Source organism: Streptomyces sp. NPDC052064, assembly GCF_055585925.1.
The window spans coordinates 1-2317 of the sequence record NZ_JBVJJE010000034.1; the positions used below are offsets into that span (position 1 = coordinate 1).

At 66.7% G+C, this 2317-nt stretch carries 3 protein-coding genes; 1 reads left to right on the top strand and 2 read right to left on the bottom strand.

From position 1 onward, the window contains the following. Positions 1-295 precede the first annotated feature (295 nt). Positions 296-676: a hypothetical protein gene (locus ACZ6TU_RS38905; RefSeq protein WP_467682370.1), complete on the bottom strand. Its 381-nt coding sequence runs from the start codon at positions 674-676 to the stop codon at positions 296-298. Between the two features lie 83 nt (positions 677-759). Between ACZ6TU_RS38905 and ACZ6TU_RS38910 the strand changes: the two genes are divergently transcribed. Then, positions 760-1134, top strand: a complete 375-nt coding sequence (locus ACZ6TU_RS38910; RefSeq protein WP_467682372.1) for a transposase family protein — start codon at positions 760-762, stop codon at positions 1132-1134. A 271-nt stretch (positions 1135-1405) separates the two neighbouring features. On the opposite strand, the gene ACZ6TU_RS38915 is transcribed toward ACZ6TU_RS38910, so the two are convergent. Then, positions 1406-2161 (bottom strand): class I SAM-dependent methyltransferase, encoded by a 756-nt coding sequence (locus tag ACZ6TU_RS38915; RefSeq protein WP_467682374.1) that lies wholly within the window; start codon positions 2159-2161, stop codon positions 1406-1408. Positions 2162-2317: the final 156 nt, after the last annotated feature.

Consider the following 2317-nt stretch of genomic DNA (forward strand, 5'->3'; position numbering starts at 1 on the left):
ATCAGCGGATCATGGAGATCGTGGCCGGGGCCGACGGTCCGGTGATGGCCAAGGACGTCGCGATGGCACTGGGCCGGGAACTCACACCGGGCAAGGTCGGGCCGGTCCGCGGTCAGCTGCGCAAACTCGCCGACCGGGGCTGACTGAAGCGGACCGGATCGGGGCGCTACCTGCCGCGCTGACCGGCGAGGGAGGCAGCGGACCGGCCGGTTCCCGCCGTAACGCGAGGGCCCCCGGCGGGAGTTGGTTCGCGCGTGAAGACTCACCGCCCCGTCGAGGGCACTCGCGATGCTGTCTACCAGGTTCGGCTCCCCGTGTCGAAGCGGACCGTCGAACTCGTCGCCGGCCTGATACGCGGGCGGCGCAAACAGCTCGGCACCCGCTGGCGCAAGGTCACCCCGGGGACCAGGCGATCATCGTGCTCGCCGTGCTCCGTCACGACCAGCGGCTTCTCGACATGGCCGGTGGCAACGACGTCTCCGCCTCCACCGTGCGCCGCTGGGTCCTGGAAGTCCTCGGCCTGCTCGCTGCCCGGGCCCCGCGTCTGGACCGTGCCCTGAAGAAGATCGCCCGTCGGGGCGGTGCGGTGGTCCTGCTGGACGGCACCCTCGTGCGCACCCGCCGCCGCACCGGGACGGACAACCGCAAGAACTACAGCGGGAAACACAAGGCCCATGGCCTGCTCTTCCTCGCGCTGACCGACGAGAAGGGAAACCTGATCTGGATCTCTCTTCCGCACGCCCCGGCCGGGCCAGCGAGATCACCGCCGCCCGCCACGACCACATCACCAGGCATCTACGCGAGGCCGGCCTCGGCGCCCTGGCCGACCTCGGCTTCGTCGGCCTCGACGACGACCCCGACGATGCTCCGGTCACCATCACCGGCCGCAAGGCGACCCGCTCCCACCGCCTCACCGACGCCGAGAAGGAGGCGAACCGGCTGGTCAGCCGCGAACGCGCCGCCGTCGAGCACGGCTTCGCGAACCTGAAGACCTGGCGCATTCTGACCAAGGTCCGCATGAACGTGCATCACGCCACCACGCAGACGTTCACCCGACGGCAATCACTCCGCCTGCCAGCACGAGGACCGCATCACGGACTCACACCAGTACCACGACCTGCGAGTTCACGATGAAACGATCTCATTGGCGAACTCGTCCTCGAATGCCCTCCGTCGCTGGTTGCCGATGCCCTCGGGTACAGCCACCAAGTCACGTTCCTGCATGCCGAGAAGGCTGCAGAACCCTGGGCGCGCTACGCGGGCCGCCGTGTCCGCTCGCCGTAATGCACGCAGCATGACTCCTCGTCCGAGGCGTAGCGTTGACCGCCTGAACCCGCACCGATGAGAGGGCGCAAGCGTCCTGCGAGCAACCGCGCGGTCCTGCCAGGGACTGAGAGCCCGGTGTCTATACCTTGCTCGCGACCACCATGTAGTTCTCGGCCTCAAGATCGAACGTGCTCACTTCCGTCCGGAGTCCGACCCGGTGCAGCTCGACTTCGAGTTCCTCGTACCGGTAGGGCCAGCAGGACAGCGGTTCCGAGCGGACAAGAACCAGCCCAGTCGCATCAACTTGGGCGATCGCAATCTCGATGTGGTGCTCATCCTCCCAATGCGGCGCAATCTCCCAGCGGTAGACCACGACGGCATCGCGACCGTTTCGTCGGACGAGTCGGTCCCTGATGTCCAGCCGGGAACCTCTGGCCCTCACGAGTTCCCAGGTGCGGGATGTGAGTACCAAGCGCCCGCCAGGGCGCAGAAGCCGTGACATCGACTCCAGAGCAGCACCCCTGCCTGTCGCGCCCGCGGCATGGTGAAGCGAGTTGCCGACGCAGAACACCATGTCGAACGTGTCGTCCTCGAAATGATCGGGCAACTCTTCCCAGTTCGCCCGCACGGCCCGGACGGAGGCCCCGAACTCCTCAGACAGCTCTGCAGTCCGGCGAACCATCGCTTCGCTGGCGTCAGTTGCGACAACCTGCATGCCACGACCGGCGAGGCCAACCGCCAACTGTCCGGTTCCGCACGAACAGTCGAGGACGTGAGCGTTCGACGGCAGGAGACTGAGGACGTCATCGAACGACGCAGCGAACTCGGCGGGAGGCAACTTTGCATCCGAGATGAGCCATTCGTACACCTCGGCAAGCACGTCATATTCCGTCACAGCCACTACCTCCGTCACACAGCAGACTCACGGCGGGACGTCAGCCCATCAGAGGAGCAAGCCGGGCACCAATGGTTTTCGCAAGGACAACCCGTCCGCCCATGCCGCGGACAGCGCGAGCTGATCCGCTCGGTCATTCGCCGTGTTCGGCGCTTG